Raw genomic sequence first — 15,683 nt, forward strand, 5'->3', positions numbered from 1 at the left:
TATAAAATCTGCAACAAACATATCTGCAGGGCTTTCATATATCTCAAAGGGTGTCCCTACCTGTAATAGATTGCCCTCCTGCATTACTGCGATCCGGTCGGACACGCTCATGGCCTCTTCCTGGTCATGGGTCACATATATAAAGGTAATGCCTATGATATCATGTATACGGTCCAGCTCCATTAAAAGGTCCTGACGAAGCTTTGCATCAAGTGCGCTTAAAGGTTCATCCAGGAGCAGGACCCTTGGCTCATTTATGAGCGCCCTTGCGATTGAAACACGCTGTCTCTGCCCCCCTGAAAGCTGGGCCGGGTACTTGTTAATATGCTCCTGAAGCCTGACCAGGTTTACATACTCTGCAACCCGGCTCTTGATGATATTTTTATCTGTTTTTTTGAGCCTTAATGAGAAGGCGACATTCTCAAATACGGTCAGGTGCGGAAAAAGTGCATAATTCTGGAATATCGTATTAACATGACGCTCATTCGGGGCCTTTTGAACTACACTCTCATTATCAAGGATCAGATCACCGGATGTGGGGATTTCAAACCCGGCAATAATCCTTAACAGGGTAGTTTTCCCGCATCCGGATGGCCCTAAAAGCGAAAAGAATTCACCGGCATTGATTTCAAGTTTAATATTTTTTAAGACCTGAGTGGTACCAAAATTCTTACTTACATTATGTACCTTGACAGTACCTCCGATCATAGGTCAACTCCTGCAAAAAATGATGCGGTTTTATACGAAAAAAGAAAAGGCATAGCAATATAAATAAAGGTATAAGGTGAAATATTTTTTCAAACCCTGTTCTTTGATTTATTTACCAGCTAACATCCTGATAATTCAATTAAAGCTATCCAGCAATACTGCTACCTGAGGGATTATTTTATCCTGCCTGTAAACCTTAAAAGCCCATCAAGAATAGTGAGAGGATGGGGCGGGCAGCCCGGTATAAAGAGATCGACAGGAACAATCCCCCCTGCCCCGTTATTCTGCTCCGGGTGATCCGAAAACAGGCCTCCTGATATGGCGCATGAGCCCACTGAAATCACTATCTTTGGGTCAGGAACAGCCCTGTAGGTCTTTAAGAGCGCCTCATGCATATTTTTGGTGACCGGCCCGGTGATAAGGATGCCGTCAGCGTGCCTTGGGGATGCAACAAACTGAATCCCGAAACGGCCTAAATCCCATGCAAGTGTGCCCAATACATTTGTGTCTGCCTCGCATGCATTACACCCGCCAGCAGATACCTGCCTTAATTTAAGGGATCTTTTAAACAGTTTCTCAGCAACCTTATTCCCTGCATCACAATGATCAGGGGCTCCTGCCTTAACAATAAGATTTGCGCGCTCAGATGCAGCAAGCTGATAATTCCTGCTGAATTGTATAACCCCGTCACCACAGGCATCTTCGCATTGGCGGCAGAATATGCATTTGCCGGTATCAATTACTGGCCCATTTGTTTCATTAGATAGAATAATCGCCTGGACAGGGCATATGGATATACACCTTCCGCACTCTTCACCGGAGCATTGTGCATCACTCACAACAGGGCGTCCGACAAACCTTGGCGGCAGTTCAGGAGGAGCTCCATCAGGATAATCAAAGGTCCTGTACTTCTGCTGTATGCGTGTCTTTATTATATTAAACATATTTTTCTCTATAAATCATGCCCGCAGTATGACAGATTAAAACTCTTATTGCATAATGGGAAATCAGATATCTGCTGGTTTTTTAAGGCCAGGGCAAGACCGAACCAGTTATGAAAAGAGGGGTCAACCACCTTATAAAAAGCAAATCGCCCCTCTTTATCAGTAAGCGCCACGTGGCATATCTCTCCCCTCCACCCCTCTACAAGGCTGACAGTAATCTTTTCTTTACTTATTGGCACGGTTTTGCATGATACAGGCCCATCAGGCATATTAAGGAGCTGCGTCCTGATAAACTCGATGGAGCTTCTGATCTCAAGCCATCTCACATAGGCGCGGGCAAAACAGTCGCCAGTATTCCAGGTGCATGTATGTAACTGCGAAAAACAGTACATACCATATGGGAATTCATTCCTCACATCACAGTTCAGACCTGTTGCCCTTGCCGCCACACCTACAAGCCCTGTCTCTCTTGCTGTTTCTGCTGACAATGCCCCTGTGCCCTCAAACCTTGAGAGCACAGAGGGTGTGTCAAACATGAGTTCAACAGCAGAGGTAATATCCTTTTCTGTTGATTTAAGCCGCAGCATGAGTTCATCGATCATCTTTTTATCAAGATCAAAGGCCGTACCTGATGGACGAACAAGCCCCCTTCCAAAGCGGTTCCCGCATATAAGGGCGGTCATGTTCAAGACATCTCCCCTGATCCTCCCGCAGTAACTCATGGTGGGTAAAAAACCGACATCGCCTGCAAGTGCGCCCAGGTCACCAACATGGTTTGCTATCCGTTCAAGCTCGGCTGCAACAGCCCTTATGGCGAGTGAACGGGGCGGAACAGATATGGCTGACAATGCCTCAATGGCCATGCAGTAGGCTGTACCATGCCCTATTGTTGTATCTCCTGCAAGGGTCTCCATATAGTGCATGGATCTGATACCAGGCCCCCCTTTCATGGTCCTTTCAATGCCCCTGTGCTGGTAGCCTAATGATATCTCAAGGTGGTATACTGTCTCCCCGTGGCATAAAAACCTGAAATGGCCAGGTTCAATAATACCTGCATGAACAGGCCCTACAGCCACCTCATGGGATTCTTCCCCGTCAAGGCCAAAAAATCTTGTGGTGCCCTCTTGCACAGAATACTCTTTTGAAGCAATATCATGTGGCGGCTGGAAACGTATCGGTTTCAGCCAGGGGTGTCCATGGGGAGTGACATTATGTATTTCAGCAACCTCCCTTTCAAACCAGTGTAAGGCATGGCATGCGGGTGTCATAGATGGCCATGCCCCATTAATATGGCATGCCCCTATGAGTATTTCACCCGATACAGGCTGGGAAAGCACTGCTATCATCCTTATATCGCCACCCTCTTCCGGAAAACCAGGCATGGCTGAGATACGCGCACCTGCCCTAATCTCTTCCAGTATTGCCTCGCGGAAATCCGGAAAATCCATAACAGGGATATCCCCAAAATCAACCGCCTCAGCATTTACTGTCCTGATAAAAATGGAACCCGGCATCTTATAGACCTCCAGTCAGCCCTGCTGCATCAGCAAGGAAGCGAAAAAAGGCACCAGGGATATAGATTCCAAGGCATAAAATAATAGAGGCCATGATAACAACAGGGGCAGTATACCATATGGGTACCCCCTTAAGCCCTTTCAGTTTTTCAATAATGCGGCTGTTCAGATTTCCTCCAAAGGACATGTTGATCATGATCCTTGCCATTGCAATAAAAATAACCCCAAGCCCAAGCAGATACCCTGCTGCTATCCCCCACCTTCCAGCGCTGATTATTCCATATAAAATAGTAATCTCACTTATAAAGGTGCCAAAGGGCGGGGCGCCTGTAATGGCTAAAAAGCCGACCATCCAGAATATCCCGGTAAAAGGGGTTGTTTTTATAATATTATGCACATCCGAGCTCTTTTTTGTGCCATACAGATAGAGTATCTGCCCGGAGATGATAAACAGCATCCCCTTGGTAAGGGAGTGATTGACAGCATGGAGCATTGCGCCTGTCCCTGCAATACCCCCGATGCCTGCGCCAAGTGTAAGTATCCCTATGTGTTCTATGCTTGAATAGGCAAGCATGCGTTTATAATCGGTCTGACGGATCATAAAAGCCGCAGCAAGGGCAATTGAGAAGATCCCGAAGAATACCAATAGCCCCCCGCTGAAATCACCAAGGCCTGAGGCGAAAAGGATCGAATGTGATCTTATGATCCCAAGAAATGCGCAGTTTAGAAGCGCGCCTGAAAGCAAGGCAGAGACCATTGAAGGGGCCTCACTGTGGGCATCAGGGAGCCATGTGTGCATGGGCGCAATACCGGCCTTTGTGCCATACCCTACAAGGAGCATGAGAAAGGAGGCCTTAAGCCATTTCTGATCCAGAAATCCGGCATTGCCAATAAGTTTATCCAGGTTCAGGGAGACCTCCTGGTGTGCTGCAAAGGCCATAAAATAATTTCCAAGGAGCGCAACAGCAATACCAACAGAACATATAAGCAGATACTTCCATGTTGCCTCAAGGCTCCTGTGGTGTTTATGAAAGCTTATAAGCGGCGCGCTTACCAGGGTTGTGGCCTCAATGGCAACCCACAAAAGCCCCATATGCCTGCTTATGCAGACCATGCTCATGGTTGCCAGGAAAAAAAGAAGGCAGGCAATAAACATAGTCTCCGGTTCATTCCTGAAATAGAACCCCTCAACCGAGTCCTCAACATTGCGGTCAGACTCTCTCCACAAATAACCTGCAGTATATATAGAGACCATTAAAAAGAGTATGCTGGTTATTACCAGAAACAATAGACCCTGATTATCAAGCCCGATCCAGTCACCTGTGTTATATGCATTATTCCGCATAAAACCCAGTATAACAGTCAGTGTCAGATGAGATATTGATCCTGCAATAAGGAGACCTCTCCTTATCTTTTTATATGGCAGCAAAATAGAGAGGAGGCCAAGCAAAGCAGGAATAAGGACAATGGAAATGAGCATAATATCAATCCTTGAGTTCTGAGAGTCTGTCTGTATCAATATGGTCAAACTCCCTTGATATCTGGTACACGGTAATGCCCATGACAAATACCGCCACAAAGACATCCAGCAGTACACCCATCTCCACAAGCAGCGGCTCCTCTACAGCGAGTATTACACCAAAGGCATAGATACCATTTTCCATCACAAGATATCCTGCAACCTGAGTGAGTGCATTTTTTCTTGAAATAATCATCATAAGACCGGTCAGGGTGGTAAAAAGCGCCCCTGGCATAAGAAAGGCAGACCCTGATACAGTCTCTTTCACTGGCATAAAAATAATAAAGCTCAGGCCCAGCAAAACAACCCCTGTAAGCACAGAGGCGCTGTACCCTATTATCGGCCTTACCTCCCTCTGGACATCAGCCTCTCTCATTGCCCTTCTTAAAAGCCAGGGCAGGATAATGCCCTTTACAGTAAAGGTGACAATAGAAAGCGCTATAATATAGATAGAGACAGGCCTTACTGCCATTAAAAGCATGCATGCGCTTAATGAGACAGCCTGAAATACAGTGGTCTGGATTATTGCTCCCAGACGGCTTGACGCAAGGAGGCGGAAATCAGTAAGCACAAGGAAGAGTAAAAATATATCAATCCATGTTGTCATAAATCACCTCAAGACCCATAAAAATGCGGCTGCTGTAACAGAGAAGGCAGCAAGAAGCATCTGGGGGATGTGCAGCAGTTTCAGTCTTGCCATGCCTGACTCGATAATACCTGTTAATACAGATATCGCTAAAATCCCGGCTGTATTTATCCCCATATCAGCTATCATAATGCCTGTCCTTAAAGGGATTGCCATACCAGCAAGGAGTGATGAAAAGAGCCATAGCTTAAGGCATGACCCATACTGTATGAGGGCAAGGTCAACCCCGCCATGGTCAAGCACCATTACCTCATGTATCATGGTAAGTTCAAGGTGTGTATTCGGGTCATCCACAGGAATCCTTGCATTCTCGGTCAGGAGCACAATCAAAAATGATAAGGCCACAAGAAAAACTGCTGGCGCTATATGGGTAAAATTGCTGTCCCACAGTGTGTAATAGATGGTTGAAAGGCTTATCTTGCCTGTCCCAACAGCCATAACAGCAATCCCCATAAACATCACCACCTCGGCAAGGATGGCAAACTGCATTTCACGGCTTGCCCCCATACCTTCAAAGGCAGAGCCTGTATCAAGGGCGGCTGTCACTGTAAGAAACCGTGCCACGCCGAGTATGTATGCAAGGAGGATAAAATCGCATGGAAATGAGAGCAGGCTGTTTATCCCGCCTGATGGGATAATCAGGATGGCAATAATCATGGCAGAAAGGCCGGCCACAGGGCCAAGCCTGAATACCCATGTAGAGGTGGAGCTGTAAACCGAGCCCTTCCTTAATAGTTTTATGATGTCATAATATGGCTGTAAAAGGGGCTGCCCCTTTCTTCCGGCAAATTTGGCCTTTGTGCGGTTAATTATGCCCATAAGAAAAGGCGATATGACAAGGGCAAGCAATATGTGAATGAGAGGTCCAATAAGTTTCACCATCATCTACCTCAACTTTATAAGTAACAGTAACAGGAGTGTAATGGCAATATAGAGCACATAGAGCTGGTTGCGCCCCTCCTGGAGCTTATGAACCTTATGGGCAATTACCTCTGTAAACTTAAATATGGAATTAAAGAGCCTTTGGCGGAATATATCATCCATATGGGTAGATATCTTCCCTCTGGCCGGAAAAATTCCCTTCATTAACTCCACAGTAAGGCTTGGCCTTATTATCCACCTGAACATGTTAATTACCGGCCATGAAAATGATGAGGCGGTATATTGCATGCGGTATGATGGAAACAGGTAACCGCAGTCCCATGTCGGCCCCTTTGTATTAACCCGCCCCTTGAGGAGCAGATGCCGCACCCACCAAAATAGAGATACAAGAATAACCAGTGACAGGCATGAAAGGCTGATTTTGTAAAGTAGGCCGCTTGCCATGCTTAAGGGGCCTGCCCCATTTCCGGACCCTGCAAGCTGTTCTACTACAGGGGCTATGAATCTGATTGCGATGGGGCTTAAAAGCCCGATAAAGATACAGAGGATGGCAACTATCATCATGGGCATAAGCATTGAGCCGTGTGTCTCATGCGCAGAGGCTGCATGACCGCTTCTCGGTTCACCCAGGAATATTATGCCGAATAGCCTGGTAAAACAGGCAGCAGCAAGCCCACCTGTGATACAGAGGGATATTATGGCAATTAGTCCTCCCTCAACAGGACCGCCCAGTACTTTACAGGTGAGAAGATTAAAGGCGCTTATATAAATAAAAAATTCGCTTATAAAACCATTCAGCGGGGGAAGCCCGCATATAGCAGCAGCGCCTGTCCCAAAAAGGAGGGCTGTATGGGGCATCCGTTTTAAAAGCCCGCCCATGAGATCAATATTTCTTGTCCCTGTTGCATGCACCACTGCGCCTGCTCCAAAAAATAAAAGGGTCTTGAAAAAGGCATGGTTGACAAGATGCAGGAGTGCGCCGATCAACCCGAAACCGGCAATAACCATATTATTCATTGAGAGGCCAAGGAGCCACAGCCCCAGCCCTGAGATGATAATCCCGATATTTTCAACGCTGGAGTATGCGAGGAGCCTTTTAATATCACGCTGTGCAATTGCAAAAAGTATCCCTGTAACAGCAGATATTGCGCCGATCACGATAAGAGTATAGGCCCACCACTGCGCCGGAATACCCAAAATGTATATTATGCGTATGATGCCATATATGCCTGTCTTGATCATTACCCCGCTCATGACAGCAGAGACATTTGAGGGGGCGGCAGGGTGCGCATCAGGGAGCCACACATGCAGCGGCATAAACCCTGCCTTTACGCCAAACCCGATAAGCGCCAGTATAAACAGGACTCCTTTATCAGCAGAGACTGTAAAGGTATCAAAATCAAGCCCGGAATTACCTCCTGCAAGCAAAATAAAGAGGCACATGAGGCATGCCTGCCCGATGTGTGCCGCAACCAAGTATACCCACCCTGCATCGCGTACCTCTTTCTTTTCATGTTCAAACATCACTAAGAAGAATGAGGATATGGACATAATCTCCCATGCGATCAGAAACAGGAGGCCGTTTCTTGCTATTACAACAATAAGCATTGAGGCAAAAAGGAGGTTGTAGAAACACCATGCAGGGCCGATCCTTTTTCTACCGCTGTAACTTTTAAGATAGCCCGCGCCATATATGGCGGCAATGGCGCATACTATAGATATGGTAACAACAAAAAATGCGGACAGGGGGTCAAAACCGATATGGAATGAGCCGAATGGTATCGGCCAGGCCATATGTATTGAGCTGTTATATCCGCAAAACATGGCAGAACAGGCGGCATAAATGGCGCATGCTGCCCCCAGAATGGATGAGATAACACCAATCCAGGTTGCCCCTTTATATGAGGCGCCGGTAAAAAGGGCGATTAATCCACCTGCACAGATAATTATTAGAGCGAGTAATATCAGATATATAGTCATTTTACCTGATTCTTTTCCTTTGAATGATCTACCCCGAGTGTTGCATCAAGCCTGCCTGCCTCCTGGAAGATGTCCTCCCTTGAACCTGTATTTGCTATTACACCGGCAAATGCGGGTGAACGCAACCCTAAAGAGAGTTTTGAGAGCAGATTCAGATGTGCCTTGATAGTAGGGCTTACAATGGTAAAGAGTGTATGAACCGGCTTTCCATCCATTGCCTGGAAATCTATGGGTGTCTCAAGAAAACAGAGGGCCATAAGGGGTTTTGTTACATGAAGGGTGATAGGGTTACGCACATGGGGGATTGCTATCCCGTCGCCTACAGCAGTTGAGCCCAATGATTCCCTTGCAAGAAGCACCTGGAACAGGAACTCCCTGTCAACGCCATCGGGCAATGCGAGTATGTTGACTACGCTCCTTAATACAGAGACCTTGTCTCTCCCCTCTACCCGGTAATGGATACCGCCGGATCTTAATGCCTCTTCAAGAGAAGGTATAAATGCATCCTCAGGCTCTTCCATCATCTTGGGTGAAATAGGGACACGGTTTGAGGTGGCCCATTCAAGGAGTTCTGCACGGTTAAACCTGTACTGCCCGTTTACCTGGTGCATAGGGAGCTTTTCCTGTGCTATCCACCGGTATATGGTCTTTTCCGAGACCTTGAGCAGCTCTGCTGCGTCTTTAACCCTGAGTTTCATTTAGTCATCTCTATTCATTTATCTTTTTACAACCCAATCATTCTTCTTTTTGAACTCTGATTGTCATCATTGGACAAAAAAAATGTTTTTTATGCCCATGTATTCGATTTGTCAAGTATTCTAAATGATGATTTGCACCGAACACAAGCTGAGAAAAGATGGGATGAATTCTGCCTTGATTATTAAGACCTGAATATGTATTATAAACACGCTTCAAAAATCATTATCAAAAAGGTTTAATAATTGCTCAAAAAAAGTTTCGGCTTATCTTTCGGCATAAAAGAGCCGGAATTGATAAATCGTTTAGTGATATAATCTAAGCTGAAAACAATATTTCAAATCGATATTGGAGAATCTATAGTGCTGACCTACCATAATCCCATTACTGACGAAAACATAAAAGTTGAGGGAGTCATCGCGAGAAAAGTGCAAAATGGATATGGAGTCAAATTAAAACCAGCATCCGGATTCATTCCGGAAAATCCAGAAAAGAAAGAGGATAAAGAAACCATTAAAAACGATGCACCTGGTAAGCCTATACTCCGTGCATCAACAGCCATATCAGTTTTCATTCTCTTTCTAGCGGGCCAGATAATTGCTTCAATAGTTATCACTGTATTTGAAACAATTAAATATCTTGCAGGTGGTGGCGCTATTAATCAGAAAAATGCATTTCAGGGATTGATCTCGGGTATAATGCCGGAAATTGTATTGGTATCAGCCCTTGGAGGAGCGTTTGCATTAGCCGCAGGGGCTAATGTCAGAAAATCGCTTCGGGACAATTCTCTCTTTGGCGCAGCCTGGGTTACTGGCAAGCCAAATGCCATGTTTACCTCTGTTTTTTGGGGGGCAGGTGCAGCATTGATTTATATTATTTTTTCATCATTTTCAGTACTTCTGTTTTCATTTGAGTCAGGGCAAAAAGGCGGCCTGCTCACTCAAGTGGCGGCCCAGTCAGGAGCCGGGCAATATATAGTTATTATAGTTGCACTCTTTATAGCACCATTGATTGAAGAGCTTCTGTTTCGCGGTATCATGATTGGTGGCCTGAACAGGTCTTTTGGAATCTGGTGGGGAGTCATTATATCAAATCTTTTATTTATTACACTTCACTACTCAGAAGCGATATACTTTTGGCCTGCATTTATCGGGATTGGCCTTTTATCTGCTCTGGCCACCTGGAAGAGATTGACTCAAAAGGCCATTGGACCTGCGGTAGCGGTTCATTTCGGTTATAACCTGATCATAGTAGGTCTTGCACTTATCTCAAAAATAACTGGCAGCGGAGTCTAAAAAAATGACGGTGTATAGAGTGAAAGCATTAAACCTGAATTAATCCATACTGAAAAACTTTTTCAGAGTTTCACAAGTTAGTATAAACTGGAATGACAGGTAAAAAGAAATCCTTATGCCAAACACCCTAAAATGCAGGTAACTGGAAAGCCGGGCTATTTAATTCGCTTTTATTATAACAGTCTCCTTATAAGACAGGTGACATTGGATCTTTGACAAAGCCGCCAAGCTACAAAGGTTTTAATGTTTTAATATCGGTTCATCAGGCCATCCCATTGTCTTGCTGCCAGATCCGATGACCGCATTAATAAGTATTACCTTTCCATTTTTCATCTTGAATACATGAAAATCAGGAAGGGAGCCTGCAAAATGGACAAATGCAACCACCACGCCTATTTCAACATCAACCAGGAACCTTCGTGGACCATGATTTGAGATCACGAGACCTTTGGGTGTACAGTTATGGGCCTGCATTTCCGCCTTTTTTCCATCCTCTCCGGCGAGTGTAAACATCCCGCTCTTTGTTGTCTGTGTGCCGTTTTCCCAGCGGTCACAGACATCTGCAAATGGAGAATGAACAACGGGTTCAGCAGCAAACATATCAAAGTAATCATTCGCGGCAGCAATCAATGCCAGCCGTGAGCTTCTTTCTTCCGGGGGCAAAATGCTCTCCCAATCCTGATCCTTTGTTTCGAGAATACCATCCGCGTTAAATGCAAACTCGTTTTCACGCGCAATTATTGTCTCTATCTCTGATATTTTCTGATCTTTTACCTTTAAACGCACACCAAACAGGATAGGTCTGGGTGTTCCCTTTTCAGGAAGGGGTTTTTGTTTGCTCCCCGGAAGACCCATACTCATAGCCTGCCCGACAGTAGCCGGATCAAATTTTTCTTCAATTACCGCGAAGGTGTGTGTACCGAATTCAGGTGTGTCTATAAGATCACGCCTAATCAGTATCTTACCGGCGGTCTGCCAGAAACCCTTGCCTGCGGCAAGTTCTACTCCATTTTCAGTAAACTTCACGTCAGTTGCAAGAGGCAACCCGGAAATATCATGCGCCTGTATTGAGGCAAAATATTTATCAATAAAACCCTTCAGGTTCTCACGAGTACAGTCGGACTGTTTTGTCTGTGCACCAGTTTGCAGAACAACTCCAAATAACATCACAAGGATTACTGTAAACAATAAATTACGTTTCATTTGCTCCCCCTTTTTGTAAGTAATTAAAAGAAAATTATAATGCAGCATCAGTATGATAATTTTTAATCTTATCCTTTTTAAATGCAAGTGGAATAAAGCGAATGCATATTTTATGACCCGTGTGTGGGGAAAAGCTGGATATTTAACCGCGAACCACACGAACCACACGAACGAAAAAATTCAAAATGCCTTTTTCACCTGTCGTCATTCCCCGACGCCCCCTTGCGTCATTCCCGACTCGATCGGGAATCCAGTGTTTTTCAATCCACGCTCATTCACAGGGATCCTCGTTCGTGTAGTTCGCGCTGTTCGCGGTTAATTCTTTTTTCAATCCACGCTCGAGCGGGGCAATATAATTTTCACACAAAGCCGCAAAGCCACAAAGGGTTAAACAATCATCCCATAAAAAAACAGACGATTAAAATATACCATTTACCACAGAGGACATCCGCCTTCGCTGAAGCTATGGCGGGACAGGCGGAGGGCACGGGGAATCACATTAATTCTTAGTCATTTTACTTCTTTTTTTATCAGTCATTCCCATGAAGATGGGAATCAATTTCATCCTTTTGTTTTATAATCTTTTCCTTAACCTTCAACAGCTTTGGTCTTACAGCATTACAGAGTTTTTTGGTTTCTTATGGACATCCCTCTATTGCCCATGATTCACCACATCCCTCTATTGCCCAGGGCTGACGGCAATTACGCGGGTCTTCCGGGAAAGGTGTATGTTAAACTGCTTGAAGAAAAGTGGTCGGGTGATTCACCAACGGCTGCCTACTGGAATCCAACCCGCATGGTAATGAACACCAGGATCGGGGCGTTTGAATCGGATACCGGTGAATTCCTTTTTGATGCGCCCGATTCGGGTGAAGCAAGGGTGAAGGCGCAACTTATCTATCGAAGGGTCTACAAAAACATCATGGACCTTAAGGGTCTGAATGAACCGGACATAGTCATGGAATCGGTTGAGGTTTCAGTATCTTAGAAGAATTGAGACCTTTGCAGAACCCTCTTTTCTGTCATTCCGGACAAGCAAAGCGCGTTCCGGAATCCAGCAAGAGACTGAAAAAACTGGATGCCCCCGTCTTCAGTCATGCCGGGGCAGGCTCCATTCGCCGGTATGACGACATGATATTTTCAAGCTCCCTGATTGTATCATTCTCCCTTTTCTGATAGTATATCCATTCATTTAGGGCAACCTCCCTTTGAGGGTGTATAACCAATTGGTAAAAAGATTTTTAACAATGAAGGAGCAGCCATTGATATAATGAAGGTGTTCTTAGATAGAGCCAAAAAAATCTCATTCCTTTTTATCCTGTTGTTGACCATCATGGGCAGGGCATCCGGTGAGGAAGCACTGCCCCTCGATAGTACGATACTATGGATCGGAACAAGCCAGGATCTTCACGACGATGTCTTTCTTTCATCCTACGGTTATACGTTTCCTCCCTTTGATGACAGCAATAATTCTGCCTATATCATACGAACGACCACGCCCCAGACAGTGGTTCGCTTCTATACACCGGGACACAGCGGGCCTTTGGGCTCCTGGGCCACGGCCACATCGGAAGTCCGCAATATGACACCTGATCAGGTATGGGATCATCTCGCTCTCCCTCAGAGTGTTGCGCCTTCCCATGTCTCAATGATGATGCTTCCTTCTCGCGATATTTCACCTGGCACAGACAATACAGGCGCCTGGATGATTGGTGGTTATACTGGCGCTTTTACCTATACGGACGGCACCTTCAGCCGGCATTTGAATGGCGGGGGATATCAGTATTTTCTTCTGGGTCCCAATAAACCGGATGGAATGGTTGCCACTCTCACAGGGTCGGAATATGGAGTGCCTTCGGTTGTCTTTGAATCGGGCAATTACACGACTTCCCTGATTCTCAATCAGGATGGCACCAGTAACCAGGGACGTGAATTTAGTGAAGATATACCGGTCTTCTCCTACCTCTATTCTGCTGGCAGGACAAATTCATCCGCCAATATAAGAAATATCGCCAAAGCGCTTGATAAACTGAACGCATTGCCCGGCGCCGCACTGTATGCCGATCTATACCAGCCTCTTGATATCCTGTGGATTCGTGGACAGAACGCGGAACTGGCAGCAGCTCTCGAACAAATCAATCCTGAAGGCTATGGAGCTGTAGTGTTCTCACGCCTGCATTCTATGGCGGATTGGCTGAACGCGTTTCAAAACAGACAAAATGTATTCGGATCAACTGAAAAGGATGGTGTGTGGCGTCAGTGGGGTTCCCTGGACCGTCATACAGTGCGCCTGAACTCCTGGAAATCGGCTGAGAACCGGGTAATATTCGGGGTGGACCGAATGAGTTCTGAGAACTGGCAGATCGGCGGACTGATAGGCTACGAATCCTCCCGAACAGAATGGCCATTCAACGGTCGCGCTGATGGCAAAAACTTGCGGCTGGGATTTTTCACACGGCATGAACCTTATGAAGGATTATATGTCAGTCTGGCAGGACTGGCTGGCATCGGCCGAATTGAGAGCCGCCGGACTATTACATTGCTGAATGAACCGCTGACAGCTGGTGTTACACCATTTGGAGATCTTGCATTTCTACCGGATTCGAGGGTGGGGCAGGCGGATTTTACGGCCTACGATGCCGCCGCACGTGTTTCACTTGAATATTTTGCTCCCCTTGGCCATGTACATCTGACTCCCCGCTTCCTCATCGACTGGATGTCAAGTCATGCCCGGGAATTCACAGAAACCGGCGCGGGCGCTTTAAACCTTATCTTAAATGATCTGGATGGACAGGCATTGAGGTTTCTGGCGGACATCACCTGTTTCTTCCGGCCTTCGTACGTCTCCGGCAAAGGACTGAATCCATACCTGAGAGCAGGCGTATCGAGATACAGGGAAACAGGATCTTCGGATTTTAATGCGAGGTTTTTTGAGGGAGGAGAGTTCACGGTGGAGAGGCAAGCCATGAACGAAACCACATTTACGGGCGGAGCCGGAATATTCTTAAAAAAAGGCAACTGGACAATATCCGGTCAAGCCGATGGCGAATGGGGTGATCTTGAAAGCTACGGCGGTAGAATAGATATACAGCGCCGGTTCTGAGATTGTGAGATACAAATTTCTCAATTCATATAACATATTGAATTTTATTTTAAGCAGTTAAAACGTAAAACGGGACGTTGGTGCAGAACGTGCATAACTACTACATTATATCCTCGATAAAACGGGACGTTGGTGCAGAACGTGCATAACTACTACATTATATCCTCGATATCAGGCTTCTCCTCTGATGCAAGAAATCGGGTTATACAGGAAGTTGTAACACCCATGTGCCTGGCAACCTCCGCCCCTGAATACCCCAGTTCGTGGACTGCAAGCCATGAAATTATCCTCCGTGCATTGACCAGTTCACGCCGGCGACTCCCTGAAAGCAGTTCCGATAATGATACATTCCTCTTTTTACAGACTCTGTTACATAATTCTCCAAGATCAATCCTTTGACCTGATATCCTCAGATTCTTTTTTATCACATCATCAAGATCGGTTTTCATATCCTGAACAAAATCACTGTCACCGAGTATCCTGCTGTCAAACGCGTGCCTTTCTTTTCGTGTCCTGAGCGCCAGCACTTCAGCCCACCCACCTAAACTGCGGACTAATCCACCTCCTACCAATTCAGGTCGACGCCCAAGATCAATCCCTTCTATAACATATTTATAATAGTTCTTACTGCGGACTCTACCTCTTCCAAAATATGATAAAATATACTCTGTATCCTGCCATTTTCTTTCAACCCTCCCCAATAATGCTGAGTGCCCGGACCAGGGACTATCATTCAACCCGTTCATATCCTTTACTACTCCGCCCCTTAACAAATTGAGATGAATATATCGAACCAGTTCCATTAAATAGGCATCTTCCTGACAGACAATAGATTTATACCTGTTTTGGAATAGATGACCATAGCGTTTATGTCGTCTGTTGAAATTAACAACATATCCGGTAAGTAATTTTCTCATACTGGAAGATAGCGATCGGTTTTTTGTCTTCAATAATATATGGAAATGATTGGTCATAAGCGCCCATGCATATATCTCTATGGCGCCTTCATCCACAAGTCCGGATAACCGGTTTATAAAATCATTACGATCCTTCTTGTTTAAGAAGATATTATTCTTTTCAATACCGCGACCCATCACATGGTGCAAAACCCCGGGGGCATCTAATCTGGCTAATCTTGGCATGCATGCAATCTATCATCCAGTGCTAAATTAGTAAAGCAATTTCAGCACCAA

Annotated in this window: 13 protein-coding genes; 3 read left to right on the forward strand and 10 right to left on the reverse strand. The window is 45.6% G+C overall.

Annotation, left to right across the window (positions count from 1 at the left end; genetic code table 11):
* The 8 genes from GX654_08380 to GX654_08415 form a co-directional block, all read right to left on the reverse strand.
* A partial coding sequence (locus GX654_08380; GenBank protein ID NLD36870.1) for an ATP-binding cassette domain-containing protein occupies nt 1-708 on the reverse strand: 708 nt, incomplete at its 3' end.
* Nucleotides 709-881: 173 nt separating this feature from the next.
* Nucleotides 882-1,652: a 4Fe-4S binding protein gene (locus GX654_08385; GenBank protein NLD36871.1), complete on the reverse strand. Its 771-nt coding sequence runs from the start codon at nt 1,650-1,652 to the stop codon at nt 882-884.
* Nucleotides 1,653-1,660: 8 nt separating this feature from the next.
* Nucleotides 1,661-3,166, reverse strand: a complete 1,506-nt coding sequence (locus tag GX654_08390) for a hydrogenase (GenBank protein ID NLD36872.1) — start codon at nt 3,164-3,166, stop codon at nt 1,661-1,663.
* 1 nt (nt 3,167) lies between these two features.
* Entirely contained in the window at nt 3,168-4,646 is a 1,479-nt protein-coding gene (locus GX654_08395; GenBank protein ID NLD36873.1) for an NADH dehydrogenase FAD-containing subunit, read from the reverse strand.
* 4 nt (nt 4,647-4,650) lie between these two features.
* Nucleotides 4,651-5,292, reverse strand: a complete 642-nt coding sequence (locus GX654_08400; protein NLD36874.1) for a hydrogenase — start codon at nt 5,290-5,292, stop codon at nt 4,651-4,653.
* 3 nt (nt 5,293-5,295) lie between these two features.
* A complete protein-coding gene (locus GX654_08405; GenBank protein ID NLD36875.1) occupies nt 5,296-6,213 on the reverse strand; it encodes a hydrogenase in 918 nt (305 codons plus the stop codon).
* Between the two features lie 3 nt (nt 6,214-6,216).
* Nucleotides 6,217-8,193 (reverse strand): hydrogenase, encoded by a 1,977-nt coding sequence (locus GX654_08410; protein ID NLD36876.1) that lies wholly within the window; start codon nt 8,191-8,193, stop codon nt 6,217-6,219.
* Nucleotides 8,190-8,891: a PTS transporter subunit EIIA gene (locus GX654_08415; GenBank protein NLD36877.1), complete on the reverse strand. Its 702-nt coding sequence runs from the start codon at nt 8,889-8,891 to the stop codon at nt 8,190-8,192. The genes GX654_08410 and GX654_08415 overlap by 4 nt, the downstream gene beginning before the upstream one ends.
* Before the next feature lie 360 nt (nt 8,892-9,251).
* Between GX654_08415 and GX654_08420 the strand changes: the two genes are divergently transcribed.
* A complete protein-coding gene (locus GX654_08420) occupies nt 9,252-10,184 on the forward strand; it encodes a CPBP family intramembrane metalloprotease (GenBank protein ID NLD36878.1) in 933 nt (310 codons plus the stop codon).
* A 240-nt stretch (nt 10,185-10,424) separates the two neighbouring features.
* Here GX654_08420 and GX654_08425 read toward each other — a convergent pair whose 3' ends face one another.
* Entirely contained in the window at nt 10,425-11,387 is a 963-nt protein-coding gene (locus GX654_08425; protein ID NLD36879.1) for a hypothetical protein, read from the reverse strand.
* A gap of 640 nt (nt 11,388-12,027) precedes the next feature.
* On the opposite strand from GX654_08425, the gene GX654_08430 reads away from it, so the two are divergent.
* Both GX654_08430 and GX654_08435 read left to right on the forward strand, forming a co-directional pair.
* Complete coding sequence (locus GX654_08430) at nt 12,028-12,375, forward strand: hypothetical protein (GenBank protein ID NLD36880.1); 348 nt, start codon at nt 12,028-12,030, stop codon at nt 12,373-12,375.
* A gap of 282 nt (nt 12,376-12,657) precedes the next feature.
* Nucleotides 12,658-14,490 (forward strand): autotransporter outer membrane beta-barrel domain-containing protein, encoded by a 1,833-nt coding sequence (locus GX654_08435; protein ID NLD36881.1) that lies wholly within the window; start codon nt 12,658-12,660, stop codon nt 14,488-14,490.
* A 152-nt stretch (nt 14,491-14,642) separates the two neighbouring features.
* Here the strand turns inward: GX654_08435 and GX654_08440 are convergent, their stop codons facing one another.
* A complete protein-coding gene (locus GX654_08440; GenBank protein NLD36882.1) occupies nt 14,643-15,632 on the reverse strand; it encodes a hypothetical protein in 990 nt (329 codons plus the stop codon).
* Nucleotides 15,633-15,683 lie beyond the last annotated feature (51 nt).

Origin of the sequence: Desulfatiglans sp., from assembly GCA_012513605.1 — a bacterium.
Classification (GTDB): Bacteria; Desulfobacterota; DSM-4660; order Desulfatiglandales; family HGW-15; genus JAAZBV01.

What these genes read in the sequence shown, in the direction of transcription:
- GX654_08385 (NLD36871.1), bottom strand. Translation starts at nt 1,652, where the DNA reads ATGTTTAATATAATAAAGACACGCATACAGCAGAAGTACAGGACCTTT.
- GX654_08390 (NLD36872.1), bottom strand. Translation starts at nt 3,166, where the DNA reads ATGCCGGGTTCCATTTTTATCAGGACAGTAAATGCTGAGGCGGTTGAT.
- GX654_08395 (NLD36873.1), bottom strand. Translation starts at nt 4,646, where the DNA reads ATGCTCATTTCCATTGTCCTTATTCCTGCTTTGCTTGGCCTCCTCTCT.
- GX654_08400 (NLD36874.1), bottom strand. Translation starts at nt 5,292, where the DNA reads ATGACAACATGGATTGATATATTTTTACTCTTCCTTGTGCTTACTGAT.
- GX654_08405 (NLD36875.1), bottom strand. Translation starts at nt 6,213, where the DNA reads ATGGTGAAACTTATTGGACCTCTCATTCACATATTGCTTGCCCTTGTC.
- GX654_08410 (NLD36876.1), bottom strand. Translation starts at nt 8,193, where the DNA reads ATGACTATATATCTGATATTACTCGCTCTAATAATTATCTGTGCAGGT.
- GX654_08415 (NLD36877.1), bottom strand. Translation starts at nt 8,891, where the DNA reads ATGAAACTCAGGGTTAAAGACGCAGCAGAGCTGCTCAAGGTCTCGGAA.
- GX654_08425 (NLD36879.1), bottom strand. Translation starts at nt 11,387, where the DNA reads ATGAAACGTAATTTATTGTTTACAGTAATCCTTGTGATGTTATTTGGA.
- GX654_08430 (NLD36880.1), top strand. Translation starts at nt 12,028, where the DNA reads ATGGACATCCCTCTATTGCCCATGATTCACCACATCCCTCTATTGCCC.
- GX654_08435 (NLD36881.1), top strand. Translation starts at nt 12,658, where the DNA reads ATGAAGGTGTTCTTAGATAGAGCCAAAAAAATCTCATTCCTTTTTATC.
- GX654_08440 (NLD36882.1), bottom strand. Translation starts at nt 15,632, where the DNA reads ATGCCAAGATTAGCCAGATTAGATGCCCCCGGGGTTTTGCACCATGTG.